Origin of the sequence: Actinomyces sp. oral taxon 170 str. F0386 (assembly GCF_000195595.1) — a bacterium.
GTDB lineage: Bacteria > Actinomycetota > Actinomycetes > Actinomycetales > Actinomycetaceae > Actinomyces.
Map to the genome: position 1 here is coordinate 140699 of NZ_GL882511.1, position 22086 is coordinate 162784.

Annotated in this window: 22 protein-coding genes and 3 tRNA genes; 16 read left to right on the forward strand and 9 right to left on the reverse strand. The window is 68.4% G+C overall.

Going from position 1 to position 22086, the window contains the following annotated elements; genetic code table 11:
• Positions 1-11 precede the first annotated feature (11 nt).
• The 3 genes from HMPREF9056_RS01375 to HMPREF9056_RS01385 all read left to right on the forward strand — a co-directional run bounded on the left by HMPREF9056_RS01375 (position 12) and on the right by HMPREF9056_RS01385 (position 2971).
• Complete coding sequence (locus tag HMPREF9056_RS01375) at positions 12-998, forward strand: phosphotransferase family protein (RefSeq protein WP_157184973.1); 987 nt, start codon at positions 12-14, stop codon at positions 996-998.
• Between the two features lie 78 nt (positions 999-1076).
• Entirely contained in the window at positions 1077-2339 is a 1263-nt protein-coding gene (locus tag HMPREF9056_RS01380) for a sensor domain-containing protein (RefSeq protein WP_034513285.1), read from the forward strand.
• A complete protein-coding gene (locus tag HMPREF9056_RS01385) occupies positions 2327-2971 on the forward strand; it encodes a response regulator transcription factor (RefSeq protein ID WP_009402161.1) in 645 nt (214 codons plus the stop codon). Before HMPREF9056_RS01380 ends, HMPREF9056_RS01385 begins: the two co-directional genes overlap by 13 nt.
• Before the next feature lie 93 nt (positions 2972-3064).
• Here the strand turns inward: HMPREF9056_RS01385 and HMPREF9056_RS01390 are convergent, their stop codons facing one another.
• The 4 genes from HMPREF9056_RS01390 to HMPREF9056_RS01405 form a co-directional block, all read right to left on the reverse strand.
• Entirely contained in the window at positions 3065-4183 is a 1119-nt protein-coding gene (locus HMPREF9056_RS01390) for an ABC transporter substrate-binding protein (RefSeq protein WP_050792962.1), read from the reverse strand.
• Positions 4184-4305: 122 nt separating this feature from the next.
• Entirely contained in the window at positions 4306-5151 is an 846-nt protein-coding gene (locus HMPREF9056_RS01395; protein ID WP_050792963.1) for an ABC transporter ATP-binding protein, read from the reverse strand.
• Positions 5148-6200: an iron ABC transporter permease gene (locus HMPREF9056_RS01400; protein ID WP_009402165.1), complete on the reverse strand. Its 1053-nt coding sequence runs from the start codon at positions 6198-6200 to the stop codon at positions 5148-5150. The genes HMPREF9056_RS01395 and HMPREF9056_RS01400 overlap by 4 nt, the downstream gene beginning before the upstream one ends.
• A gap of 9 nt (positions 6201-6209) precedes the next feature.
• The gene (locus HMPREF9056_RS01405; RefSeq protein ID WP_009402166.1) at positions 6210-6707 is read right to left on the reverse strand and encodes a YajQ family cyclic di-GMP-binding protein; all 498 of its coding nucleotides are present in this window, start codon (positions 6705-6707) and stop codon (positions 6210-6212) included.
• Positions 6708-6866: 159 nt separating this feature from the next.
• Between HMPREF9056_RS01405 and HMPREF9056_RS01410 the strand changes: the two genes are divergently transcribed.
• From HMPREF9056_RS01410 to HMPREF9056_RS01430, 6 genes are all read left to right on the forward strand, one after another.
• A tRNA-Tyr gene (locus tag HMPREF9056_RS01410) sits at positions 6867-6948 on the forward strand.
• Positions 6949-7059: 111 nt separating this feature from the next.
• Positions 7060-7132, forward strand: a tRNA-Thr gene (locus HMPREF9056_RS01415).
• 38 nt (positions 7133-7170) lie between these two features.
• Positions 7171-7244 (forward strand) — tRNA-Met (locus tag HMPREF9056_RS01420).
• Between the two features lie 31 nt (positions 7245-7275).
• Positions 7276-7476 carry a 50S ribosomal protein L33 gene (rpmG, locus tag HMPREF9056_RS01425; protein ID WP_009395479.1) on the forward strand — a complete coding sequence of 67 codons (201 nt, stop codon included), beginning with the start codon at positions 7276-7278 and terminating at the stop codon, positions 7474-7476.
• A 106-nt stretch (positions 7477-7582) separates the two neighbouring features.
• Positions 7583-8413 carry a MaoC/PaaZ C-terminal domain-containing protein gene (locus HMPREF9056_RS13355; protein WP_087942153.1) on the forward strand — a complete coding sequence of 277 codons (831 nt, stop codon included), beginning with the start codon at positions 7583-7585 and terminating at the stop codon, positions 8411-8413.
• A gap of 503 nt (positions 8414-8916) precedes the next feature.
• Positions 8917-9621: a MarR family winged helix-turn-helix transcriptional regulator gene (locus HMPREF9056_RS01430; RefSeq protein WP_157184974.1), complete on the forward strand. Its 705-nt coding sequence runs from the start codon at positions 8917-8919 to the stop codon at positions 9619-9621.
• A gap of 36 nt (positions 9622-9657) precedes the next feature.
• On the opposite strand, the gene HMPREF9056_RS01435 is transcribed toward HMPREF9056_RS01430, so the two are convergent.
• Complete coding sequence (locus HMPREF9056_RS01435; protein ID WP_009402170.1) at positions 9658-10311, reverse strand: nucleoside triphosphate pyrophosphatase; 654 nt, start codon at positions 10309-10311, stop codon at positions 9658-9660.
• A 34-nt stretch (positions 10312-10345) separates the two neighbouring features.
• Between HMPREF9056_RS01435 and HMPREF9056_RS01440 the strand changes: the two genes are divergently transcribed.
• From HMPREF9056_RS01440 to HMPREF9056_RS01455, 4 genes are all read left to right on the forward strand, one after another.
• The gene (locus HMPREF9056_RS01440; protein WP_009402171.1) at positions 10346-11260 is read left to right on the forward strand and encodes a biotin--[acetyl-CoA-carboxylase] ligase; all 915 of its coding nucleotides are present in this window, start codon (positions 10346-10348) and stop codon (positions 11258-11260) included.
• 192 nt (positions 11261-11452) lie between these two features.
• Positions 11453-12511 carry an adenylate/guanylate cyclase domain-containing protein gene (locus HMPREF9056_RS01445; protein WP_034513287.1) on the forward strand — a complete coding sequence of 353 codons (1059 nt, stop codon included), beginning with the start codon at positions 11453-11455 and terminating at the stop codon, positions 12509-12511.
• A 227-nt stretch (positions 12512-12738) separates the two neighbouring features.
• Positions 12739-13410, forward strand: a complete 672-nt coding sequence (locus tag HMPREF9056_RS01450) for a response regulator transcription factor (protein WP_009402174.1) — start codon at positions 12739-12741, stop codon at positions 13408-13410.
• Positions 13411-13493: 83 nt separating this feature from the next.
• Positions 13494-14570, forward strand: coding sequence for a sensor histidine kinase KdpD (locus HMPREF9056_RS01455; protein ID WP_009402176.1), 1077 nt, complete (start codon positions 13494-13496; stop codon positions 14568-14570).
• A gap of 119 nt (positions 14571-14689) precedes the next feature.
• On the opposite strand, the gene HMPREF9056_RS01460 is transcribed toward HMPREF9056_RS01455, so the two are convergent.
• The 3 genes from HMPREF9056_RS01460 to HMPREF9056_RS01470 all read right to left on the reverse strand — a co-directional run bounded on the left by HMPREF9056_RS01460 (position 14690) and on the right by HMPREF9056_RS01470 (position 17445).
• The gene (locus HMPREF9056_RS01460) at positions 14690-15433 is read right to left on the reverse strand and encodes a VTT domain-containing protein (RefSeq protein ID WP_009402177.1); all 744 of its coding nucleotides are present in this window, start codon (positions 15431-15433) and stop codon (positions 14690-14692) included.
• 112 nt (positions 15434-15545) lie between these two features.
• Complete coding sequence (locus tag HMPREF9056_RS01465) at positions 15546-16121, reverse strand: GtrA family protein (protein ID WP_009402178.1); 576 nt, start codon at positions 16119-16121, stop codon at positions 15546-15548.
• 40 nt (positions 16122-16161) lie between these two features.
• On the reverse strand, positions 16162-17445 hold the full coding sequence (locus HMPREF9056_RS01470) for a hypothetical protein (protein WP_034513290.1): 1284 nt from the start codon (positions 17443-17445) through the stop codon (positions 16162-16164).
• Between the two features lie 69 nt (positions 17446-17514).
• Here HMPREF9056_RS01470 and HMPREF9056_RS01475 point away from each other — a divergent pair, with 69 nt between their 5' ends.
• The 3 genes from HMPREF9056_RS01475 (at position 17515) to galE (ending at position 20483) form a co-directional block, all read left to right on the forward strand.
• Complete coding sequence (locus HMPREF9056_RS01475) at positions 17515-18810, forward strand: 5-(carboxyamino)imidazole ribonucleotide synthase (protein WP_034513292.1); 1296 nt, start codon at positions 17515-17517, stop codon at positions 18808-18810.
• A 62-nt stretch (positions 18811-18872) separates the two neighbouring features.
• A complete protein-coding gene (gene purE / locus HMPREF9056_RS01480) occupies positions 18873-19424 on the forward strand; it encodes a 5-(carboxyamino)imidazole ribonucleotide mutase (protein ID WP_009402183.1) in 552 nt (183 codons plus the stop codon).
• A 69-nt stretch (positions 19425-19493) separates the two neighbouring features.
• Positions 19494-20483 carry a UDP-glucose 4-epimerase GalE gene (gene galE, locus HMPREF9056_RS01485; RefSeq protein WP_009402185.1) on the forward strand — a complete coding sequence of 330 codons (990 nt, stop codon included), beginning with the start codon at positions 19494-19496 and terminating at the stop codon, positions 20481-20483.
• Between the two features lie 83 nt (positions 20484-20566).
• Here galE and HMPREF9056_RS01490 read toward each other — a convergent pair whose 3' ends face one another.
• Positions 20567-22084 (reverse strand): LCP family protein, encoded by a 1518-nt coding sequence (locus HMPREF9056_RS01490; protein WP_157184975.1) that lies wholly within the window; start codon positions 22082-22084, stop codon positions 20567-20569.
• Positions 22085-22086: the final 2 nt, after the last annotated feature.

A 22086-nucleotide genomic window follows, 5' to 3' on the forward strand; every position in this document is an offset into this window, starting at 1 on the left:
GGGATAGGGGAGTGCACAGCCCTCCATTGCCCGACGATGATCTCGCCCGACGCATCCGGGCCGCCGTCGATGCCGGTGAGTTGCACGGAGTGACGGCCGAGCCGGGGGATCCTGAGATCGCGCCGCTCGGATCCGGCGAGAGCTACACCGCCTGGCGGATCGGCTCCGGCGACCAGGCCCGGGTCCTGCGCGTTCCTCGCCGTCCTCCCCATGAGATGCCTCGTTCCATGGAGGCCGAGTTCGAGGTCCTCAGGCGCGTCCCGCCCGAGCTCGGCACCAGCGCCGTCGCCTTGGAGACCGGAGCCGACAGCCCGCTCGGCGCCCCCTACATGGTGACCACCCACGTTCCCGGCCGGGCCCTGCGAGCCGCAGACTGGAACCCGCGGCTCGCGACCTCCCTCGCCCATCAGATCGCCCGCCTGCATGTGGCCTTCGCGGCCGGTCCCGCGCCGTCGGCCGCGAGCGTGCCGAGCGCGAGTGAGCAGGGGGAGGAGCTGCTGACCTGGTGGGGCAGGTACCACCCGGAGACACTCACCGATCCACGCGTCAGTGCGCTTCTGCCCGCCTGGCTCCGTGAGCTCACCCGACTCGCCCCGGCATTCGAGGCCGTCCCCACCCACCCGCTCATCCACGGCGACGTCGTCGCCACCAACGTGATCCTCGGCCCCGACGGCGTTCCACGACTCATCGACTTCGAGTGGTCGGGCCCCGGCGATACCGCGAAGGACCTGGCCCTCATCGGCGGCCGGGTGACCGGCGGGCCCTGGTACCTGCCCATGACGCCCGACGACGTCGCCGCCCTCGTCACGGAGTACTCGCGGTACTCTCGTCACGCTGGTGCCATCGACCCGCAGCAGCTGCTCGCCCGCCGCGACGTTTACGAGCTCCTCGACCGCTTGGGCAACCTCCTGTACTGCCTCAGCCGCCCCGGCGAAGCCCGCTACGGGAGATGGGCCGACGATCTCGCCTGCAATCTGACCGATCGGCTCGCAGACTGACATGTCGGGCTAGCCCCACCAAGGCCTCGCCAGGTGGCAGGATTGGGCGTGATTCCAGGCCTGAGGAGGATATGAGGCATGAACCGATCAGTATGGGCCGTGCGCTACCGTCGCCTCGGCAGGGATGCCGTCTTCCTCCTCCTCAGCTGGCCACTGAGCCTGCTCGCCTTCTGCCTCGCCGTGCCGCTGACCGTCCTCGGCGCGGGCACCGTCATCATCTGGGTGGGACTACTGGTGCTCGTCATCGACCTGAGCATCGCCGGGGGCTTCGCCAATATGGCCCGCCTCGCCGTGGCGCGTGTGGACGGACGCGAGCCGGTGCCGGGCGGCTACCTCATCTCAGAGCCAGGAACCTCTGCGCGCCGTCGGCTCTTCCGGCGCCTGCGTGATCCTCAGCGCTGGATGGACCTGCTGTGGACCATCGTCTACTTCCCGGTCTCCCTGGTCACTTGGATCCTCACCGTCGTGTGGCTGGCTCTGGCCGTGGGCGGCCTCCTCGCCCCTATCGCCGATGTCATTACCGAATCAATCCTTGGAGACCAGCGCCAGGGTCTGTCCGATCTTCTGGGCCTGTATCCGCCCCTGCTCTGGGACGTCGTCATCGATCTCGTAGGCGGCGTCATCTTCTCCCTGACCGCCCCCTTCGTCCTACGGGGCCTGGCCGCCATGCAGACGGGACTCATCCGAGGCATGCTCTCCTGGCGCAGTGAGGTCAGCCGCCTCCAGACCTCCCGGGCCGCCGTCCAGCGCGCCGAGGCCGACACCCGCCGCCGCCTCGAGCGCGACATCCACGATGGTCCCCAGCAGCGCCTCGTGCGCTTGCGTATGGACCTGGCCCGTGCCCAGCGCCAGGCCGAGAAGGACCCGGCGGCGGCCTCGGCGATCATCCAGGGTGCCATGGATCAGACCCAGCAGACCCTCGACGAGCTGCGCCAGCTCTCCCGAGGCATCGCACCACCCGTCCTCGTCGACCGTGGCCTGGCCGCCGCCATCACCGAGGCCGCCACCCGCTCCTCCGTGCCCGTCACGGTGAGCACCGAGCTGTCCGGGGTGGACCTGCCCGACCACGTCTCCCAGGCCGCCTACTTCGTCGTCAGCGAGTCCCTGGCCAACCTCAACAAGCACTCCGGGGCCACGGCCGCCGGCGTCGATGCCCGCGTCGTCGACGGCGCCCTGTACGTGGGGATCAGCGACAACGGCATAGGCGGGGCCTCGACCGCCAAGGGCCACGGCCTGGCCGGTCTGGTCGAGCGGATCAGCGGTGTCGACGGTAGGCTCACGGTCACGTCCCCGACCGGCGGGCCGACCATGGTGGAGGCGATGATCCCGTGCGCGTTCTGATCGCTGATGACTCCGTCCTCCTGCGCGAGGGACTGGCACTCATCCTGACCGACGGCGGCCACGAGGTCGTCGGAGGAGTGGGGGACGGCGAGGCCCTCGTGAGCGAGGCCCTGCGGTTGCGGCCCGACGTCGTCGTCGCCGACATCCGCATGCCGCCCTCCCACACCGACGAGGGCCTGCGCGCCACCACCCGTATCCGCGCCCAGTGGCCGGGCGCGCCCATCCTGCTGCTGAGCCAGTACGTCGTCGCCGGCTACCTGCCCGACCTCCTGGCCGACGGCGGCGGGTCCCTGGGCTACCTCCTCAAGGACCGGGTTGGCGACATCGACGCCTTCCTCGGAGCGGTCGAGCGGGTGGCGCGCGGTGAGCTCGTCCTGGACCCCGACGTCGTCTCCCAGGTCCTCCAGCGAGGCCGGCGCGACGACCCTCTGCAGGAGCTCACGCCCCGCGAGCGGGAGGTGCTGGCGCTCATGGCCGAGGGGCGCACCAACGCCGGCATCGCCGAGATCATGGTGGTCACCGAGGGGGCGGTGGAGAAGCACACCCAGCGGATCTTCGCCAAGCTCGGCCTGCTACCCGACGCCGCCGTCCACCGCCGCGTCAAGGCCGTCCTGGCGCTGCTGTCGGCCTGAACAGCGTGCAATACGCGGCCCCGAACCCGGTGGGATCGGGGCCGCGAGCAGCTTCCGAGAGCGTCAGTGCCGTCGGGGACGACGCCGGAGTCGCTACTGGGGATCCTTGGCCGCTATGATGAGCTTCACCTCGTCGTCGGTCAGGTCGTAGCTGAGATAGGTCTTGTAGAAGGTCTTCACCTTCTCCTCGATCTTGAGGTCGGGGAAGAGATCCGGGTGGAGGAGGGCTGAGACCCACTGCACCTGAAGAAGCTCCTCAACGCCGTAGCGGTCCCAGCCGAAGACACCCTTGGGGTTGACGTAGACCTTCTGATCCTGGACTGCCTTGATACTCGCCCAGTTCGGGTCGGCGAGGATCTGCTCGGCCTCCCCGGCCTTGCCCGTGATGATGACATCGGGGTTCCAGGAAAGGATCTGCTCCATCGTGAACTGGGCCTGGGCGTTGCCCTTCGTCGATACGTCGACGGCGTTCCTCGCACCGGCCGTCTTGATCCACTCGTCCATGATGGTGCCGGTGCCGTCGAGGTTCAGGGTGTAGACACTGCCGCCGTGCATAACCGTGGGGCGCTGGTCATCGCTCAGGCCGTCGGTCTTCGCCTTGACATCCTTGACCGCCTGATCCAGCTCGGCGTTGTACTTCTCGGCGATCTTAGGGGCGTCCCCGCCGAAGACCTGCGCGGTCATCGTGATGGACTTCTTCATGTCCTCATAGGTCTGGAACATGCAGTTGACCACCGGGATGCCGACCTCCGTGGCCTTGTCCCGCAGGGTCTCCTTGGAGTCGAAGATGACTTGAGGATTCAGCGCTGCCAGGTCCTCGAAGTTGAAGTCGTCCCCGAATGTCGAGGTCGCCTTCGACATGTTCGGGCAGACCTTGTACATCCAGGGGAACTTCTTGGGATCACAGTGCGTGGCGACAAGCCCCTTGGCTCCGGTGAGCATGATCGTCACCTCGTTGTGGGCGTACCAGCCGTCCGCATAGGCGGTCGGGTTCGTGGGCACCTCGACCTGCGTGCCGTTCATATCGGTGATGGTCTGGGTGCCCGCTGAGGCCGAGGCGCTGCCGCCCGTCTTGGGAGACTTGGAGCCGCAGGCGGCCAGCAGGCTCAGCCCGACGGCGCTCCCCGCCCCGGCGCCGGTGAGCCTGAGCAGGTCGCGGCGGGACAGCGGTGAGGAGGATGAAGATACGGATGAAGGACGAGGTGAGGTCATAGATACTCCTTGGGGGAGTGCGGAGGTTGACGCGATCGGTTCGGTGAACCCGCGCCCTCCTGTAATTCACTATATGAGATATAAGGTGGGATCGTGATCAATCCGCCGTGAGACATGGGGGCTCAGACGAGGTAGAGGGAGGGTAGGCAGGTTCGCATTGCCTCACCGTCGGGACTTGTGGCCTCCAGGACCCGTACTCGCGTGCCGTAAGCGGCCCGGAGGTTGTCCTCGGTGAGCACCTCGTCGACCGGGCCGGAGAGAATCTCCCGGTCCCGGGTGATGAGAACGGCCCGAGTCGCCACCAGGAAGGCATGATCCGGGTTGTGCGAGGTCATGAGAACTCCGTGGCGCTCATCGGCCAGGTCTCGTACACAGCGCAGAACCGTTGCCTGGTTGCGTAGGTCGAGGGCTGCCGCAGGCTCGTCCATGACCAGGATCCTCCCGTCCTGGACCAGGGCGCGGGCGATGAGCGCCATCTGCTGCTCGCCGCCGGAGAGCTCGGTGAAGGGGCGCGCGGACAGGTGCGCGATTCCCAGCCTGTCCAGGACCTCCTCGGTTCGCCGGCGGTCCCGACGGGAGGGGGAGTCGAGCAGGCCCAGGCGTGAGACGCAGCCCGTCAGGGCGACGTCGAACACGGAGAAGGCGAACGGCGGTTCGTGCAGCTGTGGGACGTAGGCGATGTGGCGGGCCATCTCGCGGCGGGAGAGGCGCGATCGTTCTCGGCTGCTGATCTCTACCCGGCCCTCGACCGGCGGTAGGCTACCCAGCAGCGTGCGGAAGAGGGTCGTCTTGCCGACGCCGTTGGGCCCTAGGAGGCAGAGCACCTCACCAGTGCGGACCTCCAGGTCGACTCCGGTCAGGATGGCCTTGCTGCGGTAACCGCAGGACAGGTTCCTCGCTGTGACGGTGGGGCGCTCGGGAGGTTCAGGGCGGTCCTTGCCTGATGCTCGGTCCTCGGGACGACTCACTCTCGGCCCCCTTGCTGGGTGCGCAGAAGGATGATGAAGAACAGCGGGGCGCCGATGACGCTGGTGAGGATACCCAGCGGGATCTCGGAGGGCATGACGGAGCGGCATACCGTATCGACCGCGATGAGGAAGGCTCCGCCCAAGATGACGGACAGGGGGACGACGATCCGGTTGTCCGGGCCCGCGACGAAGCGCACCACGTGCGGCATGATGAGGCCGATCCAGCCGATGACGCCCGAGATCGCTACGCAGGAAGCGGTGAGCAGGGTCGCGCAGACGATGCAGACCAGGCGCAGCGCGGCGACGTTGACCCCCAGCGATTCGGCCTCCTCGTCCCCGAAGGCCAGGATGTTAAAGCGCCACCTCAGGGCCAGGAGCGGGACGACGCTCAGGATGAAGGGAATCGCGAAGAGCCTCAGGTCGCTCCATGTCACCTTGGCGATGGATCCCATGAGCCAGTACGTGATCTCCGGGAGCTTGGAGTCGGGGTCCGCCGTGTACTTGATCGTGGAGACGAAGGCTTGAAAGAGGGCCGAGACGATCATGCCGCACAGGACCAGCAGCAGAACCTGGTTGGTTCCGCGCCCGATGCTCCGGGCTGCCGCGCAGGTGACGAAGACGGCAGCCAGTCCTCCACCGAAGGCCGCTGCCTGAACCGGCAGGTGCCCCAGGGAGAACAGCAGCGCCAGGGCCGCCCCGAAAGAGGCGCCTGTGCTCGCACCCAGGATGTCGGGGGAGACCATGGGGTTGCGGAACAGACCCTGATAGGTGGTTCCCGAGACCGCCAGGGCGGCTCCGATCACGGCCGCCGCGATGACGCGGGGCAGGCGGATGTTGAGGACGATATTGCGCGATATGAGGGGCGTGTGGCCGTCGCCGGTGGCCGACTGCCACAGGACGTCGATGACGGTGCCGGGTGAGAGCATCGCCCGGCCCACCGCCATGGCTCCCACTGCGACGGCGACGAGAAGGACGAGACTGACGACAGTGAGCGTCAGGTGCTTGAGAAGGTGGCCGCTGGCCGCAGGCGGGGCAAATGGCACACGCATCGGCCCGACTCAGCGATAGTTGATGAACTGGAGAGCGGCGTCGACGTCGAGGTTCTTCAGCAGGGCGATGACCGACTGGAGGTCGTCGCGGGACTTGGAGGTCACGCGCACCTCGTCGCCCTGGATCGTGGCCTTGACGCTCTTGGGGCCCTCGTCCCGAATCGCCTTGGTGATCCTCTTGGCCACCTCCTGAGTGAGCCCCTCGCGCAGGGGGCAGGCCAGGCGGTAGATCTTGCCTGAGGGGCGCGGCTCCTTATCTCCCAGATCCAGGGCCTTGAGGGAGACGCCGCGGCGGAAGAGCTTGGACTCCAGGACGTCCAGGATCGCCAGGACCCGCTCGGCCGTGTTGGCCTCCAGGATGATGGTGTCGCCGGACAGGCTCACGGAGGCGTCGACGTCGCGGAAGTCATAACGCTGGGAGATCTCCTTGGCGCACTGGTTGACGGCGTTGTCCACCTCCTGGCGATCGAGGCGGGAGACGACGTCGAAGGAGGAGTCGTTGGCCATGGCGGTAGTCCTTTCCGGGGTAGGGACTTCAGTCGACCCGAGTCTAGGCGGGTTGTTCTGTGAGGAGGGTCCTACAGGGGCGATTGGCGCCGCGCGTCGCCGCCTTGCTATTCTTCCACGGCGCCAAGCGATGGCCGAGAGGCCGGAGCGCGGAGCCAAGGCGGGTTGCCCGAGCGGCCAATGGGAGCTGACTGTAAATCAGCCGCGTAATGCTACGGGGGTTCGAATCCCTCACCCGCCACGCTGATCACTCGTTGATCGCACCTCGCCTCCCGGCGAGACCCGCAGTGAGCGAAGCCACGGCGGACCGAATTGCCAGAGAGGTTCGGATCTGCCTACGATTCGGCTCGTTGCCCCGATAGCTCAGTCGGCAGAGCGTCTCCATGGTAAGGAGAAGGTCAAGGGTTCGATTCCCTTTCGGGGCTCTCGCAGCGGGGGCCACTGGCCCCCATTGTGTTCCTATGGCGAGGTAGCTCAGCTGGTTAGAGCGCACGACTCATAATCGTGAGGTCGAGGGTTCGAGTCCCTCCCCCGCTACGCAAGTTTTCGAGTACAGCGCACCCGTCGCATGCTCGAGGATCGACACGAGGAGACAAACGTGGCCAGCAAGTCCGCCGACGTTCGCCCCAAGATCACTCTGGCCTGCTCGGAGTGCAAGGAGCGCAACTACATCACCAAGAAGAACCGTCGGAACACCCCCGACCGTCTCAGCATCGCCAAGTTCTGCGCTCGCTGCGGCAAGCACACCGAGCACCGCGAGACCCGCTGAGCAGCGCGTTCCGATCCCGGTCGTAGCGGCTCGGGAGCAGGCCCCGTCGACATGATTCGGCGGGGCTTCGTCGTATCCGAGACGGGCGCCGCCTAGCATCGGTGACGTGAACGCCTCCCGTCTCTCCGACGACGCCGTCGAGCGGCTCGCAGCGGTCCTGGCCGAGGTTCTTGCGACAGGATCGCCCGATCCCTCCAGTCCATCTGAGCCGTCTGAAGCATCTGGGGCCGAGGTTCGCCGTCTGGCCCTGCGCGGTGCGGCGGCGATTCTCCCCGCCGTCCTGGCCATGCAACAGGTCCAGGAGTGGGTTCGGATCCGCGGGGGAGTCGCCTGGGGCGGCCTGCTGCACCGTCGCTGTGTCATGGTTCCGACCCCCTTGCGTGTCGATGCTGCTGGGCCGCCCTTCAGCGTCGGGGGGACCACGGTTCGGCGGGCTGACCGCTCCGGGTGGGAGCTCCTGCGGGCAACAACTGAGGTGAGCGCGGGAGGGTGCCACTGGCAGGTGACCCATGACCTCGCCCGCCGCACCTCGGTGCATTGGGCGGCCGCGACTGGGGCGGGAAAACTCACGGATCCCGGGGATGGATTTGATCTGCCGTCCGGTGGCAGATTCTACCGACTGGCATACCGCGACATCCGCTCCTGGGCGGAGGCAACCGGGGACCGCAACCCCATCCACCTCCTACCTGGCGGGGCGGTCGAGGCAGGGCTGCGAACCGGTCCCGACGACGTCGTGGCTCACGGTCTCCTCATCGCTGCACTCAGCCTCGCTGTCGTTCAGCCTTCGACAGATCGGCGTATTTCCTTGAGATTCATTGGTTCTGTTGATGTTCCTGCGTCACCTCGCAGTGGGGTGGAGGCGTGGGCGACGGTCGCCGTCGAGCCTGGCACCGGTGTCGTCATCCAGGATCGATGCCCTGTTCTGCGGCGCGGGTAACGGTGCCCGGACCGCGTCGGGCACAAGAGGACGGTTGTGGGCGCTGATCGATCTCCTATCGCCGTATGAGGAAATAATGATTACCACTGAAGGTAATTCTGACGGCGATTCGCTGTTGTCTTGATGATGGCGAGATGAGAAGGTGGAAACGAATTGTTGACCCCCTCCGATCATCGGTCAGTGGGGATGATAGCGTAACAAAGGTGGGTAATTATATTGTCAATCTGATGGATGTCAGGGTGACGCCGAGGTGGTGCGGAAATTTCTTTCCCGGGAAGGTGGTGTCCGCCGCGTTTCGCGCTATGTCAGTGAAAGGTGTCGACGATGGAGATGGTGTGGCGGTTGTTGGATGTTCTGAGCGGCGGTGCCGACATGCTGTCGGTCTGACCGAGTGTGATAAAAATGAACCAGAGTTGCACTTGTAGGAAAGCCAAAGGCAGACGGCAAGTGAGCGCTTAAGGGTTCGCGACCTATCCGGGTCGGTGCTGAGAGGAGTCGATAAGGTGATTACCGCAGAGCGGACGATGGTGAAGCCGACGGCCTACACTGAGGACGTCGAGATGAAGTGGACTCAGAGCGATCAGGAAGCCGTCGAAGCCACCTACAGCCAGGAGTCGGCTGTGGCCGGCTCGACCGAGTACGGCCGGAGGTCGTCCGATGCGTGTGGTCAGGAGCCTGCTCAGACCTGCGGCCAGAATGACTCCTCCCAGTGGCAGGAGGGCTTCCGTCGGCTCGACGAGATCGAGATGGACGCCTGGCGCTCCTTCCTGGCCGCTTCCACCTCTGTCACCGCGCGCCTCAACCGCGAGCTCGAGGTCGGGTGCGGCATCTCCATGCACGAGTACGAGATCCTGGTGCGTCTGTCCGAGGCGCCCGAGCAGACGCTGCGTATGTCCACCCTCGCCGAGCACGTCTCCCACTCCCGCTCCCGGCTGACCCACACGGTTCGTCGCCTGGAGAACGTGGGCTACGTCGAGCGCAGCTCCTGCGACTCGGACCGCCGCGGTGTCAACTGCACACTGACTCAGGTCGGTCTCGACTTCCTGCGTGAGGCCGCGCCGGTTCATCTCGACGGCGTGCGCCGCCACGTCATCGACCGCCTCAGCCGCGAGCAGCAGGTCGCCCTGGCCGAGCTCATGAAGGCCGTGGCCCAGGCCCCGGAGTCCTCCTGCGGGGCCTCTGCTGCATCGGCCTCGTCGCCGTCCTGACCCCCTGAGTGACCGTCCGCAGATCGGTGGGCGTCGTCAGCCGGCTCCACTGTCGGCGGGCGGCGCCCATAGGTCTGTCCAGCGCACCCCCAGATCGGCCAGGAGCCTGCGCAGCAGCGGCAGAGAGATGCCAACGACCCCGTGCGGGTCGCCGTCGATCCCCTCGATGAAGGCCCCGCCCAGTCCGTCGATGGTGAAGGCTCCGGCGCACCACAGCGGCTCGCCACTGGCGATGTAGGCCTCGACCTCAGCCGGGGAGGGGGAGCCGAAGCGGATGGTGGCCGAGCTGACCCCCTCGGCGATGGCGCCGTCAGCGGTGCGTACCAGGAAGTGCCCCGTGTGCAGGGTACCGGTTCCTCCGCTCATCGTCCGCCAGCGCTCGCGGGCGTCGGCGGCGTCGGCGGGCTTGCCGACCACCCGGCCGTCGATCTCCAGCATGGAGTCGCAGCCCACCACCACCTCGGTCTCCTGCGGGTCGGTGTGGGCTGCGACGTCGAGCGCCTTGGCTCGGGCCAGGGCCTGGACCTGCTCGGCGGCGCTCGGGGCGGCCAGCCCGGCGGTCCGACGCCGCTGGGTCAGCTCGTGAAGGACGGCCTCCTCGTCGACGGAGGAGACCCTTACCCGCGGCTCCACGCCGGCGGTGCGCAGGGTGGCCAGGCGGCCGGAGGACTTCGAAGCCAGAAGAATCACGCCGCCACCCTATACGGGCAGGTAGGCTCGGTTCATGAGCTCAGGCAGCAGCCCCTTCTCGCGTCTTGACACCGTCCCCGTGACAGGCTCCACCCAGGATGACCTGCGCGGCGTCCTCACGGGCCCCGAGGCCGGATCCTGGCCGCACCTGTCGGCTCTTCGGGCGCTGAGGCAGACCGCCGGTCGAGGGCGGTCCGGGCGCACCTGGGTCACTCCCGACGAGGGAGCCCTCCTGGTCTCCGTGGTCCTGCGGCCCCTCGTCCCCGCTGAGCACCTGGCATGGCTGCCGCTGCTGGCCGGCCTGGCCGTGCGCGACGCCCTGACGTCCTTCGTCGACGACCTGCCCTGGCAGCTGGGCACCAAGTGGCCCAATGACGTCGTCGCCGTGCCCGAGGATCCGGCAGTGGTCGCTGCGGTGCCCGGGTGGGCCGGCACCCGCAAGATCGCCGGCGTCCTCAGTGAGCTCGTCACTGCAGAGCCCTCCGGGGGCCGTGCTCATGGGCGGCTCGCACCCGACGAGGTACCGGCCGGACGTGACGAGGCCCCGATGGTCATCCTCGGCATCGGTGTCAACATCGCTCAGGAGGCAGGTGACCTGCCGGTGGCCTGGGCGGGTTCGTTGCGCACGCTCGGTGCGGTTGACGTGGACGGTAAACCTGCACACGCGGCTGTCGCAGAGGTCGTCCTCGACGGGATCGGCCGTCAGCTGGTCCGGCGCCTGGAGCAGTGGGAGGATGCCTGCGGTGACGTCGATGCCGGGGACGGAGTCCTCGGGAGCGAGTTGCGCGCAGCGCTGACCACCCTGGGGCAGCAGGTCAGTGTCCAGGCGCCTGACGGTGAGCTCAACGGCCTGGCCATCGATGTCACACCCGCCCTGGTGCTGCGCAATCAGGCCGGTGACACCGAGGTGCGTGCGGGCGACGTCTCTCTGGTGCGTGTTACAGGCTGAGCCTGCGAAGGGTGATGAGAGTTGCGGACGGGTTGCTGTCCTGGGCGGAGAGCCTCCCGACAGGCGTTGGCGTGTGATCTCCGCTACTCTGGCAGGGTGATACTAGACAGCCAAGCGAGCAAGGGGCGCGCACCGGACCCATCCGGGGTCCGGGAGGGCGTCCAGCAGAAGGCTCACGCGGGTGCCCAACGTGTGGAAGGTGAGACCGCTGTCGGGGCGGACCCCGCGGAGCGGGCCACGCTGGCGGGACACGAGCACCTGCTGCTGGGAGAGGCTCCCAGTCTCACTCTGACCGAGGTGGCCCAGCGGGCCGGCACCAGCCTGGAGGTGGCGCAGAAGTTCTGGCGCGCCATGGGCTTCGCCGACGTCAAGCCCGATACGGTCCACTTCACTGAGCAGGATGTCGCCGCGCTTCAAGACACTGTGGCGCTGCTCGATGAGACCAGTGACTCCCCCCTGGCCTCGGCCAGCGTGCTCGAGCTCCTGAGGGCCCAGTCCTACACGATGGACCGCCTGGTCCTGTGGGAGCTGGAGACCTTCGTGACCGACCTCAGTGAGCGTCTCGGCCTGGATGACACCTCCGCGCGGCTGGTCGCCCTCGACCGCATCGACGACCTTGTGGAGCTCCTGTCGCGTCAGCTGACCTACGTGTGGCGCCGCCACATGGTCTCCATCCTGGGGCGCACCGACGCCGAGGTCTCCGCCCGCGGGCGGGAGGACACCGGCCCCGACCTCTACCCGCTCATCCGATCCCTGGGATTCGTCGACATCGTCTCCTTCACCCAGCGGGCCCAGGGCATGACCAAGGCCGCCTTGACCCACATGCTCGAGGACTTCGAGAACACGGCCCGCGACGTCATCACCTCGCGGGGCGCGCGGGTGGTCAAGACAATCGGTGACGCCGTCATGTACATCTCCGACGACCTGCTGATCGCCGCCGACGTCGTCACTGCCCTGGTTGATGAGCTGCAGAAGGGGCCGGACGCCATCCGGGTCCGAGCCAGCCTCGTTGAGGGGCGGGTCATCTCCCGCTCCGGGGACGTCTTCGGTCCGACCGTCAACCTGGCCTCACGGCTCGTGGACGCGGCCGAGCCCGGCGGCATCCGCCTGGATGAGGCCACTGCCATGGCTATTCTCCACTCGCCTCAGGCCGGTAGGTACCGGGTGGGGCAGTGCCATGAGGTCGTGGCCAAGGGGCTGGGACAGATCGTGCCCTGGTCCCTGGAGAGGACCTCCCCGACCCGGCCCTGAGGGCGGTCCGTAGAGCCTGAGGTCTCTGTTACCATCTCGTTATTCTTCGGTTCTCCAGCCGCTGAGATGTCACATCGACATCGCGGTTTACCGCTGTATCTCATGAGAAAACCGCTCCGCCCCACGAGCGTGGGGCGCTCAACCCACTCGATTCGGGTCTCGTCTTGGTATCTTCTCCGCCCCCGGGACGATGGCGGGTTGTTGCGTCGTCGCCTAACATCGCGGATGTGACAACTGTTCTGCTCGTCGAAGACGACCCCGCTATCTCCGAGCCCCTCGCCCGCGCCTTCGGGCGCGAGGGCTATGAGGTCCTTACCCACGGCACCGGCAAGGGCGCCCTCGAGGAGGTCTCGGCTGCTGACATCATCGTCCTGGACCTGGGGCTGCCGGACATTGACGGTCTGGACGTGGCCCGTCAGGTGCGTGCCCAGGGCCTGACCATCCCGATCCTCATGCTCACCGCACGCAGCGAGGACTCCGATCTCGTCGTCGGCCTCGATGCCGGAGCCGATGACTACGTGACCAAGCCGTTCCGCCTGGCCGAGCTGCTGGCCCGAGTGCGGGCCCAGGTGCGCCGCGCCTCAGGGGAGGCCACGGAGGATGAGCTGAGCGTCGGAGAGATCCGCGTCGACGTCGCTGCCCACCGGGCCTTCGTCGGCCCGCGCGAGCTGCAGCTGACGACGCGCGAGTTCGAGCTGCTGCGGGTCCTGGTGCGTGCCGGAGGCGAGGTCGCCTCTGGCGAGGACATCCTCAAGGAGGTTTGGGGCGAGGACCCCACCGGCAGTCCTCAGACCCTCCAGATGCACGCCACCTGGCTGCGCCGCAAGCTCGGTGACGACGAGGAGCAGCCCACGCTCCTGCTGGCTCAGGAGGACGGATACCGCCTGGCCATCGGCTGAGCCGCTGATCGGGACGGCCCACCGGATGCCGTTGAGTCCGGGAGCCGCCTCGCAGAACTGATCGCGTCTGAAGGAGGACAGCCATGCGCCGCTACGCCATGACGATGACGATGGCGGCGGTGTCCGTGGCCGTTCTTCTCCTGGGGCTTCCGCTGGGGGGAGCCTGGATCGCAAGTGCGCTGCGCACCGCAGGGGGTGGGGACCGGGTCACCATCGTCGGCACGGTCATCCTCACGGTCCTGGTGCTCACCGGTACCGCCCTGACGGCCGCCTCCGTCGTGGCCTCCCGTGTATCCAGGCGCATCTCCGCACCCCTCATCTACCTGGCGGCCGAGGCCGAGCAGCTCGGTAGCGGGCAGGTGCGTCCGCGGCTGCGCTCCTCGGGGATCGAGGAGATCGACCTGGTTCAGGCCGAGCTCGTGCGCTCGGCCGAGCGCGTGGCAGGGCGGATCGCGGCCGAGCGACAGTTCGCCTCCGACGCCTCCCACCAGCTGCGCACGCCGCTGACCAGCCTCTCCCTGCGCCTGGAGGAGATCGAACTGCTTGCCGGTGACGAGGCGGTGCGTACCGAGGCCCACGCCTGCCTGGAGCAGGTCGAGAGGCTCACCGGCGTCGTCGAGGACCTGCTCAAGGTCTCACGCCGGACCGGCGGCGGAACCACGGAGGCCCTCCACCTCAAGGACATCTTCGCCCAGCAGAGAGAGGAGTGGGGGCCGGCCTTCGAGCAGGCCGGGCGCCCCCTCACCTTCTCTGACGAGATCAGTCACCCGGTCCTGGCCACCCCCGGGTCCCTGGCCCAGGTCCTGGCCACTGTTATCGAGAACTCCCTGCGCTATGGGGCCGGAGCGACCTCGGTGAGTGTGCGCAGCGCCAGCGGAGGCCACGCCGTCTTCATCGACATCGCTGACGAGGGAGAGGGCGTGGCCGAGGACATCGCCCCGCACGTCTTCGAGCGGCACGTCTCCGGCTATGGTTCCACCGGTGTGGGCCTGGCGCTGGCCAAGGACCTCGTCGAGGCCGACGGCGGCCGCATCGAGCTGTCCCAGCGCAGCCCGGCCATCTTCTCCATCCTGCTCAACGCCGTCCCCAAGTCCCTGGACCCCAACAACGTCCTGCCCCAGGGCGCACTGGTCTCCGTGGGACGCCGTCGTCGCTTCTGACTCTCGCCGCTGAACGCCTGTGGAACGCGAGGACGCAGTATGAGTCGCGCGAGGACTGAACCTGGGAAGCAGTCCACGAGCGCTATGGTGCGTCCACGGGGGATGAAACGGAAGAGGCGTCAGGACTTCTGGCGGCGGGACTTGATGAACTGGGAGATGCCGGAGATGAGCATCGGCGCCACCGAGACGAAGACGATCCCGAGGATCATGGCGTCGATGTTGTCCTGGATCCACTTGATCGTTCCCAGGAAGTAGCCCAGCCAGGTGATACCGAAGGCCCAGAGGGTGGCGCCCAGGATGTTGAAAGTGACGAAGTGGCGGTAGCGCATCTTGCCCACACCGGCGATGACGGGGGTGAAGGTGCGCACGATCGGCACGAACTGGGCCAGGGTGACGGCCTTGCCGCCGTGGCGCTCGAAGAACTCCGAGGTGCGGTCCACGTACTCCTGCTTGAACAGTCGCGAGTCGGGCTTGTTGAAGATCGCTGGGCCGGCCTTGCGGCCGATGAGGTAACCGGTCTGGTTACCGGCGATGGCGGCGAGCCACACGAGGGGGGCCGCCACCCAGATGGGGACGGGGACGCCATCGGCCGGGTTGGTCTCGCCGATTGCCACGAACATCCCCAGGGTGAACAGCAGGGAGTCGCCGGGCAGGAAGAAGCCGATGAGCAGGCCCGTCTCGGCGAAGACGACGAGCATGACGCCAAGGATGGCCCAGGGGCCGATCCACCCGACGAAGGCTTTGATGATGAAGGTGGCGTCGAGCCACTCGGGGCCGAGCACCGGGGCGTGGGTGGCGGGGAGGGAGGCGAGATGGGCGGCGGGCAGGTCCAGTGCCGGGGCCAAGGCGGTCAGGGCAGTCACCGTGCAAGGCTAAGCGGTGCTCCGGCGGCAATGCCGTGAGAGTGGTCCTCTCCGGATTGTGGAATCGGGCACCCTCAGTCGGTGCCTCGGATGGTGCCGGTCCGCTCCATGCTCAGGGGCGGACCACGACAGGGGCGGTTCGGGGCTCGACATTGTCGCCAATCGAGCCTCCGCTGCTGGCGCTGCTGCCGGATCCGTCAGTGCCGTCATCGCCGGTTCCGTGGTCCTTGTGCCCGGTGAAGACGATGTAGTGGTAGAAGACGAACCGGAACGCGGTCCCCAGGCCGAAGCCGACGACGTAGGCCGCGATGTTGTCCGCCAACGGTGAGGTCAGCCCCAGCACATGGTGGGTGAAGAGCAGGCAGAACTGGGTGATGGCGATTCCGCCGAGGTTGGCGATGACGAACAGGGTGGCCTCTCGGGCCACGTTCTTCTGGGTGCGGTCCCGGTAGGTCCAGTAGCGGTTCGCCAGCCAGGAGAAAACGGTCGCGATCGAGGAGGCCAGCAGCTGGGCGGAGTTCGGGTGGCCCGAGAGGAACCCGACCGGGCCGTGCTGGAACAGGTTGAACAGGCCTGCGTCGATCACGTAGGCGAGTGCGCCCACCATGCCGAACTGCATGAACTCCTTGACCAGGGCGATGAGCCGCTGAGTCAGGGAATTATCGGGGGCGCGCGTCATGACGGGCATCCTATGCCGGTATGAGTCGGGTTGTGCAAGCGGACGTGAGTCATGGCACCCAGTGGACACTGACGCTGCCGAAGTCCCACACCCAGGAGACCCACACGAGCTGGCCGACGACGCAGGCCGCCAGCAGCGCCAGGCGTCGACGGGTGGTGCCGGCTGCTGTGGCCAGAGCCCATCCCGCCGGGGCCAGGGGGAGTAGAAGGCGCAGCACCGACGTCGTCGGATCGAAGAAGACCAGGAGATAGAGCAGGTAGCCCAGGCACCAGAACCAGGCGACCGGGCCCAGGGAGCGCAGGCTCGGAGCACTCAGCAGTAGCCCGACGATGACCAGAACGACGGCGAGCAGGATGAGTCCCAGATGAGGGCCCACCCAGTCTCCCAACCGGGTCAGCCACGGGACGAAGGGGGCCAGGTCGGCACCGCGCCAGGAGGTCTCGGTGGCTGTATAGGCATCCTGACGGCCTGTGGTCAGCCAGGCGATCGCTGGCCAGGTCAGGGCGGCTGCGCAGGTGGACAGTGCCAGGGCCAGCAGCCGCCAGCGCCCGCCCGGGCCCTGAGGGCTGCGCCCCGGAAGAAGACGGGAGAACCAGATGGGCGGGAGCCAGCCGCGGGCGCAGGCCACCTCCCAGGACCACCACAGCCCCAGCGCCGCCCCCAGCGGGACACCGACGGGGCGGGCGAAGCAGGCCGCCAGTGCCACGGGGATCGCTGCCAGTGCCCGTCCGCGGCTCGCCAGCCACAGCGTCAGCCCCACCAGGGCCAGCCCCAGGGACTCGGCGTAGGGGACCTGGAGGATCGCCGCGCACGGCGAGGACCAGACCAGGGCCACGGCCCACAGGGAGGTCCGCCGTCCCGTGACCGGCGAGAGCCAGCGGTCCATGACGAGCGCCGCGCCCGCCGAGGCCAGGATTGAGACGATCGCGGCGCGCACGTAGAAGGACCAGCCGGTCCAGGCCAGCAGCGAGGCCAGACCGCTCAGCAGCGGCATGAAGGCCCAGGTGTTCTGCGTCACCCGCCCATCGGCGCTCACGGGCAGCTGGTCGGGGTAGCCCTCCTCGACGATCCGGTTGTACCAGCCGGCGTCCCAGAAGCGCATGTGCTCCTCCCAGGACGGTGCGGCCCCGCCCCACGGGGTGGCTGGTGTGTCCTGGGCGCCCAGTCGCAGGATGAGGAAGGTCAGGGCGCTCGCCGTGGCCCAGACCGCCAGGGCCTGGAGCGGGCGGGGCAGGCGGGAGAGCATGCCATGCAGCGGTGGGGAGGCTGTGTTCGAGGCGAGGGGCTGCTGGGCGGTGGAGGACGTGGAGGACTCTGCGGCGGGTGGCGTCACGGCCTCAAGCCTACGGTCTTGCGCCACGCCTGCGGTGAGGGCCGGCTGCGGGCGGGTAGCCTTGAGGTCGTGAGTGCACCCATCGTTGCCGTGATCGGAGGCGGGCAGCTGGCCCGCATGATGCAGGAGGAGGCCAGCGCCCTGGGCATCCACCTGAGGGCCCTGGTGGAGGCCGCCGACGGTTCCACCGGCCAGGTGACCCCGGACGCCCTCGTCGGTGCCGCCGACGACGAGGCGGCTGTGCGCGCCGTCGTCGCCGGTGACGGTACTCAAGGACCCGGCGGCGAGCCGGCAGCGGTGGTCACCTTCGAGCACGAGCACCAGGATGCCTCCCTCCTGGAACGGCTCCAGGCCGAGGGCGTGAGCGTCCAGCCCGCCCCCCAGGCCCTCGAGCTGGCCCGCGACAAGCTGGCCATGCGCCGGGCGATGAGCCAGGCCGGACTGCCGCAGCCCGCCTGGGCGGAGGTCGGCGGACCCGGCCAGGAGACCGCCGAGCAGATGGCCGACGCCGTCGAGGCCTTCGCCGTCGAGCACGGCTGGCCCGTGGTGCTCAAGACGCCGCGCGGTGGCTACGACGGCCACGGGGTCCTGCTCGTGCGCAGCGCCGAGTCCCTGCATGAGGGGGAGGCTGCCGAGTGGCTCGCCTCGGTGGCTCGTGCGCGCGCCGGTCAGGGTGACGGTCGGGGAACCGGCGGAGGAGGCAGTCTCGGTGGCGCCGCGGTGACCAGCCTCCTGGTGGAGCAGGCCATCCCCTTCACCCGCGAGCTGGCGGTTCTGCTGGCACGTCGTCCCAGCGGGCAGATCGCTGTGTGGCCGGTGGCCCAGACGGTCCAGGATGACGGCATGTGCGCCGAGGTCCTGGCCCCGGCGCCCGGCCTTGACTCCGTCGCCGTTGAGGAGGCCGAGCTCATCGGCCGGACGGTGGCGGAGCGCACCGGGGTGACCGGGGTGCTCGCCGTCGAGCTCTTCGCCGTCGAGACCTTCGGGGAACCCACGCGCCTATACGTCAACGAGCTGGCCATGCGCCCCCACAATTCCGGGCACTGGACCCAGGACGGCGCCGTCACCAGCCAGTTCGCCCAGCACCTGCGGGCGGTGCTCGACCTGCCGCTGGGGGCGACCGACACAACGGCGCCCACCACCGTCATGGTCAACCTCATCGGTGGTCAGCACGAGCCGGGAGCCGATGCGCTGGCACGGGCCATGGCCGCCCAGCCCGAGGCCCGGATCCACCTCTACGGCAAGCAGTGGCGCTCCGGGCGCAAGCTCGGGCACGTCAACATGACGGTCGGCCAGGGGCAGGAGGTCGCCGACGTCGTCGAGCAGGCGCGCGAGGCCGTCGCCATCCTGCGCGGGGACGCCTGAGTCGGGAACACCACCAACGGCAAGCAGCACGAGCAGATACGGAACAGACAAGGAGACAGCGCATGAGCGAGGTCAGTGAAACGGCGGAGAACGCGGTAGACGCTGCTCGGCCGGTGGTCGGCATCGTCATGGGCTCGGACTCGGACTGGCCGGTCATGGGGGCCGCCGCCGAGGTCCTCGACGAGTTCGGCGTGGCCTATGAGGCCGACGTCGTCTCCGCCCACCGCATGCCCACTGAGATGATCGACTACGGGCGCGCCGCCGCCGAGCGGGGACTGCGGGTCATCATCGCCGGCGCCGGGGGAGCGGCGCACCTGCCCGGGATGCTGGCGGCCGTCACCGAGCTGCCGGTGATCGGGGTGCCGGTGCCGCTGAAGTACCTTGACGGCATGGACTCCCTGCTCTCCATCGTGCAGATGCCCGCAGGGGTGCCGGTGGCCACCGTCTCCATCGGCGGGGCTCGCAACGCCGGGCTGCTGGCGGTGCGCATCCTCGCGTCCGGTCAGGGGCAGAAGGCCGCCCGTCTGGCCGCCGCGATGCGCGCCTTCCAGAAGGACCTGGGGGAGGTAGCCCATGCCAAGGGCGCCGTCTTGCGCGAGCGCCTAAGCGACTGAGCCACCGTCGACCATCTCTCTGAAGTTCGTTTCTGTTCGATTCTGGGCGATCGTGTGTAGACTGAGGGCATGAGCATTCTCGTTGCTGGAGGCGCCGGCTACATCGGCGCGCACGTGGTCCGACTTCTCCTCGAGCGTGGGGAGGAGGTTGTCGTCGTCGACGACCTCTCCTACGGGACACCGGAGCGAGTCAAGGGTGCTGATGTCGTCGAGCTCGACGTCGCCAGTGGCCGGGCCCCTGAGGCTCTCGCCGAGGTCATGAGCTCGCGCGGAGTCGTCGCCGTCATCCACTTCGCCGCCCGCAAGCAGGTGGGCGAGTCCGTCGAGCGCCCGGCCTGGTACTACCAGCAGAACGTGGGCGGCCTGGCGAACATGCTGCTGGCCATGGAGGCCGCCGGCGTCAACCAGATGATCTTCTCCTCCTCGGCGGCCGTCTACGGCATGCCGCCGGTGGAGGTCGTGCCCGAGGACATCGACTGCCGCCCCATCAACCCCTACGGCGAGACCAAGCTCATCGGCGAGTGGATGATGGCCGACGCCGAGAAGGCCTGGGGACTGCGCTGGGCCGGTCTGCGCTACTTCAACGTCGCCGGCGCTGGCTGGGACGACCTGGGCGACATGGCCACCCTCAACCTCATCCCCATGGTCCTCGACCGCCTCTCCAAGGGCGAGACCCCCAAGATCTTCGGCACCGACTACCCCACCCCCGACGGCACCTGCGTGCGCGACTACATCCATGTCAAGGACCTGGCCGTCGCGCACATCGCCGCCCTGGACTACCTGGCCGGCGGCCAGGAGATGGCCGAGCACGTCTTCAACGTCGGCACCGGTCAGGGCGCCTCGGTGCGCGAGGTCGTCTCCAAGGTGATCGCCTCCACGGGCCTGGACCTGGAGCCGGAGGAGCTTGCCCGCCGCGCCGGTGACCCGCCCCAGCTCATCGGCAACGCCACCCGCATCGGTGAGGTCCTGGGGTGGAAGGCCGAGCACGACCTGGACGACATCGTCACCTCCTCCTACACCTCCTGGCAGGCGGATCCGAACCGGCCCCACTTCGGTTGAGCGGTCCTGAAACCACTGTGTGAGGGCCGGCTCCCCCTCCCGGGGAGCCGGCCCTCACTTGTTTGCAGTCGGTGTATACGGCGTCAGGACTGGTTGAAGTCGGCCGCCGTCAGCTTTCCGTCGCGCAGTCTGGAGAAGAAGTCGGGCGCGGTCGTGTCCTGCAGTAGGACCGTCTCACCGATATCGGCGTCCTCAGGGGAGTAGGCCGTGTCCTCGATGGGCGGGGCGCCGGTCAGGCCGTCGCCGGAGGCCGACCGGAAGGCCAGCACCATCCTGGCGATGCTCATGGTGCCGGCACTCTCGTCCACCGTGAGGGCATTCGTGCCAGCGTCGACCAGCGCGTCCTGACGGGAGAAGGAGATGGCGGTGGTCGGTGAGGCCGCCTTGGAGACCACTGCGGAGATGACGGCGCGCTGGCGCAGACCGCGCCCGACGTCACCGGTCGGGTCCGACTTGCGCATCCGGGAGTAGGCAAGTGCCTTCGTCCCGTCCACCGTCTGGCACTGGCCCTGGGAGGTGTCCCAGACCAGTCCCGAGTCCTCGTCGGCGACGTCGTAGTCCAGGCAGACGTCGACCCCGCCGACGGCGTCGACCATTTGCGACACGCCGGTCATGCCGACCTCCACGTAGTGGTCCACCGTCAGGCCGGAGAGCTTCTCGACGGTCTGGACCAGCAGCTTGGGGCCGCCGAAGGAATAGGCCGCGTTGATCTTATTCTCACCGTACTCGGGGATGTCTACGAAAGTGTCGCGTGGCAGGGAGGTCAAGCTCGTCTGCCCGTTCTCCGCCTGGTGCAACAGCATGACCGAGTCGGCGCGGGCTCCCTCGGTGTCATCCTGGATGACGCCGCCGCGCGCGTCCGACCCCACGATGAGCCAGGTCTCGCCCGGCGTGTCCGCAGCCCCGGAGAGAGCATCGATGCGGTGGAGCTGGGAGGAGACGTCATTCCACAGCCAGGCGACCCGGGCCGCGATAAGGGCCAGGATGACGACGATGGCAATGACTGTCCAGCGCAGGATCCGGCGCCAGCTCGGCCGGGGACGCCTCGGACTGCGGGACGGCTCGGGCTCGAGCGCCGGCCTGCCCGGAACCGGCTCCTCCGGGGACTGAAGACCCTGAGTGCCGACGGGATAGGCTCCGCGCCGAGCCGGCATCGCCCGAGTACGCTCAGGCCCGGCTGCGCCGCTGCGACCGTCAGCCCCCGGCTCCAGAGGTACCGCGCTCGACCCGGCCCGAGCGTGACTGCCGCGTTGAGACGGAGCAGCGGAACGACGGGGCTGGACCGAAGGGGGCTGCTGAGCCGCCCGCTCAGATGCCGGTGGAGACGAAGCCGACTCACCACCGTCCTGACGGCCCAGGACCGAGTGCCGCTGAGGCTGCCGGGCGGAGGCCGACGACCGGGTGGGGGACGGCGACGCCGGACGTCGTGGGGAGCCGCCGGCGACGTCGGCGGGCTGGGTACCGGCCTCGCCGCCGGGTGCCTCTGCACGCTCGCGGCTGCGCCGGTTGACGGCGTCGATGGGGCGCTGCCGGCGCGAAGGCCTCCCTCCGCCGGAGCCGGGGGTGATCGAGGGCGGCAGCGAGTCGTCTGTCGGGGTCACGC

What these genes read in the sequence shown, in the direction of transcription:
- HMPREF9056_RS01440 (WP_009402171.1), top strand. Translation starts at nt 10,346, where the DNA reads ATGAGCTCAGGCAGCAGCCCCTTCTCGCGTCTTGACACCGTCCCCGTG.
- HMPREF9056_RS01455 (WP_009402176.1), top strand. Translation starts at nt 13,494, where the DNA reads ATGCGCCGCTACGCCATGACGATGACGATGGCGGCGGTGTCCGTGGCC.
- HMPREF9056_RS01380 (WP_034513285.1), top strand. Translation starts at nt 1,077, where the DNA reads ATGAACCGATCAGTATGGGCCGTGCGCTACCGTCGCCTCGGCAGGGAT.
- rpmG (WP_009395479.1), top strand. Translation starts at nt 7,276, where the DNA reads ATGCTCGAGGATCGACACGAGGAGACAAACGTGGCCAGCAAGTCCGCC.
- galE (WP_009402185.1), top strand. Translation starts at nt 19,494, where the DNA reads ATGAGCATTCTCGTTGCTGGAGGCGCCGGCTACATCGGCGCGCACGTG.
- HMPREF9056_RS01465 (WP_009402178.1), bottom strand. Translation starts at nt 16,121, where the DNA reads ATGCCCGTCATGACGCGCGCCCCCGATAATTCCCTGACTCAGCGGCTC.
- HMPREF9056_RS01405 (WP_009402166.1), bottom strand. Translation starts at nt 6,707, where the DNA reads ATGGCCAACGACTCCTCCTTCGACGTCGTCTCCCGCCTCGATCGCCAG.
- purE (WP_009402183.1), top strand. Translation starts at nt 18,873, where the DNA reads ATGAGCGAGGTCAGTGAAACGGCGGAGAACGCGGTAGACGCTGCTCGG.
- HMPREF9056_RS01390 (WP_050792962.1), bottom strand. Translation starts at nt 4,183, where the DNA reads ATGACCTCACCTCGTCCTTCATCCGTATCTTCATCCTCCTCACCGCTG.
- HMPREF9056_RS01400 (WP_009402165.1), bottom strand. Translation starts at nt 6,200, where the DNA reads ATGCGTGTGCCATTTGCCCCGCCTGCGGCCAGCGGCCACCTTCTCAAG.